Here is a 2,740-nt window from a genome sequence, read left to right on the forward strand (position 1 = left end):
TAGATGCTGAGGGTGCAGTCGTGAAGGGACACGACTTTTTGATTCAGCCAGAAGCCTGTTCGGTAGACTTTTCGCAAATTGTACGTTTCGACGACCGTAGGACGATCGGCGGCAGGCAGTTGTGGCGGAGCATCGGTCATGGGAGTCATAGGAATGGCTGACGATCGAGAATTCCTTACAGTGCTGATTTTCGATCTGCCCTGCATCATACGCAAGATTTCGCTTAATCTGCGTTTATATACACTGGAGAAGTGAGATTTTTGCGGGAGAGTCCCAATGAACCGTTCTAAGCTGGTTGCAATCGTCACAGGTGCGATTGCAATTGCCCTCAGCCTTGCCTACCTGCTGATCGTGCAACTGCTGGACTTTCGCGGCGAAATGGTTCCAGCCCCAGATGCTTTTTTGCTGCTGCGATCGGTGCTGCTGTTTTAGAAGCTTGACGTAACGGCACGATTGCCTTGCGGGCGATCGGAGCCGCCACGCGTCAGAACGTGCAAAAATTACTGACTCTCGATTAGAGATTTTTCAGCGCCCGCTGCATGTCTCGCTGGTCTTGGCGCTTGCGATCATCCTCACGCTTGTCGTGGAGCTTCTTGCCGCGCACCAGTGCAATATCTACCTTGACCCAGCCGTTCTTGAAGTACATCTTCAGCGGCACCAGCGTCAAGCCCTTCTCCTGTGTTTGTCCTGTCAGCTTGCGAATCTCATCCTTATGCAGCAGGAGCCGTCTCGTCCGGCGTGGATCGTGATTAAACGCTTGACTTGTAGCCTCATGGGGAGAAATTTGCACATTCAGCAGCAGTGCCTCGCCATTACGAATCAGGGCAAAGCCGTCCCTTAGGTTCACCTTGCCTGCTCGAATCGATTTTACCTCCGTCCCCAATAGCTCAATACCTGCCTCGTGAGTTTCTAGAATCTCGTAGAGGTATCGAGCTTGGCGGTTGTCGCTAATGATTTTGTAGCCGTTACTGTTATCGCCCATGTTTTTCACTCTAGCGCGTTCCTTGGGGTGCGATCGCGAAATTTCCTTACTCCATGGAACAAAGCCATTTCTCCGTAGGTCATCCCTTTACAAGTCATTCAAAAACTTCCTAGCATGGCTGAAGATAGTTAACTGCTATTAGCGACTCGTAATTCGCTCTTAGCCCACGTTTCAGCGGCTAATGTTCTCCCCTCACTCTTCACCGCTTACTCCTCACTTTCCTATGTTTAATTGCTTCTCCCGCCGCGCGTCGCGTCGTTGGCTCTACCCGCTCATTTCTCTATCGGTGGTTCTGGGACTCTGCCTCGGTCAACCGATCGCAGCGAAAGCGATTTCCTGGGGAGATTTGATTCTTCGGGGCATTCAAGTCGTCCAGCTTTCTAGCATGTCGGATCAGCAAGAACTGGAGCTGGGGCGGCAGATTAACGCTGAATTGACGGGTGGGCAAGTCCGTCTCAATCGCGATCCGGAACTGAACAACTATGTGAATCAGATCGGACAACGCCTTGCCGCTCAAGGTCCGCGCCCCAAAATTCCCTACACGTTTCAGGTCGTACAGGACAACAGCGTTAACGCCTTTGCCACAATGGGAGGCTTCGTTTACGTCAATACAGGACTGCTAAAGCTTGCTGACAACGAAGCTCAACTCGCTAGCGTAATTGGACACGAAATTGGACACATCGCGGCTCGTCATGCTGTCAAGCAGATGAAGGAAACGGCGATCGCGCAAGGCGTTTTGGGAGCCACAGGACTGAGCCGCAGCACGGCGGTCAATATCGGCGTTGAGCTGGCGCTGCTGCGCCCCAACAGCCGCAACGACGAGTTTCAGTCAGACCAGCTCGGTGTCCAAATGATGGGGCGGGCAGGCTATGCCCAAGCTGCCGCCGCTGATTTCATGACCAAACTGCTACGGCAGCGGTCCACACCAACTTTTCTCAGTCGGCACCCCGCGACATCAGACCGTGTAGCGCGGCTACGCCAGCAAGTGAATCCGGCTCAAGCAAGCGGCAGTGGTCTAGACAATACGGCCTACCGATCGCGGCTGCGGTCTATCTAAGTTTCTTACTCTAACGAGCAACGCTGCTGGAGTGCCTGCTTCAGCAGCGTTTGATAGTCTTGGTCTTGCACAACAACGGCTCCGAACCGCGCCAGATGCGGATTCATCATCTGAGCATCGAACAGGACAAACTGTCGATCGCGCAGCCGCTCCACTAGCTTTACCATTGCCACCTTGGAACCATCGGGAATTCGGTAGAACATCGACTCGCCGATGAACGCGCCACCGATCGCAATTCCTAAAATGCCGCCCGCAAGTTGGTCGCCCTGCCACGTCTCGAAGCTATGCGCCCAGCCTGCTTGGTGTAGCTCCCAGTACAGCACCTTCAAGCTCTCAGAAATCCAGGTGCTATCGCGATCAGCGCATCCCTCAACAACAGCGACAAAGTTCCGATTCACCGCGATCGAGAAGCGCTCTTGATTCAGCACGCGCTGTAATGATCGCGGGTAGCGGAAGCGATCGTCAAGCGGAATCAGCGTCCGTTCACGGCTGGAGTACCAATCCAGCGCTTGACCGGACTCGTCGGCCATTAGGAAGTAACCCTGAGAATAGCCGCGAATGATTGAGGGAAGATCGAACCGAGAAGTCAACGGTTTAACGCCTTATTGAACTCAGCGAGTCAGTGGAACCCCTACTCGCCTAACTGAGTAGCTACTGCATCGTAGCGAAAAGTAGCCACTGCCAGCCAATGAAGGCAAGCA

The 2,740-nt window shown here is 53.6% G+C and carries 4 protein-coding genes; 2 read left to right on the forward strand and 2 right to left on the reverse strand.

Translation table 11 applies throughout. From position 1 onward, the window contains the following. Nucleotides 1-276 precede the first annotated feature (276 nt). Nucleotides 277-432 (forward strand): hypothetical protein, encoded by a 156-nt coding sequence (locus H6F43_RS04370; RefSeq protein ID WP_190341035.1) that lies wholly within the window; start codon nucleotides 277-279, stop codon nucleotides 430-432. A gap of 82 nt (nucleotides 433-514) precedes the next feature. Here H6F43_RS04370 and smpB read toward each other — a convergent pair whose 3' ends face one another. Further along, nucleotides 515-982, reverse strand: coding sequence for an SsrA-binding protein SmpB (gene smpB, locus H6F43_RS04375; RefSeq protein WP_190341037.1), 468 nt, complete (start codon nucleotides 980-982; stop codon nucleotides 515-517). Between the two features lie 223 nt (nucleotides 983-1,205). Between smpB and H6F43_RS04380 the strand changes: the two genes are divergently transcribed. Next, entirely contained in the window at nucleotides 1,206-2,039 is an 834-nt protein-coding gene (locus tag H6F43_RS04380; RefSeq protein ID WP_190341039.1) for a M48 family metallopeptidase, read from the forward strand. 5 nt (nucleotides 2,040-2,044) lie between these two features. Here the strand turns inward: H6F43_RS04380 and aat are convergent, their stop codons facing one another. Next, entirely contained in the window at nucleotides 2,045-2,629 is a 585-nt protein-coding gene (gene aat, locus H6F43_RS04385; protein ID WP_190341041.1) for a leucyl/phenylalanyl-tRNA--protein transferase, read from the reverse strand. Nucleotides 2,630-2,740: the final 111 nt, after the last annotated feature.

The organism is Leptolyngbya sp. FACHB-36 (genome assembly GCF_014695955.1).
GTDB lineage: Bacteria > Cyanobacteriota > Cyanobacteriia > Leptolyngbyales > Leptolyngbyaceae > FACHB-36.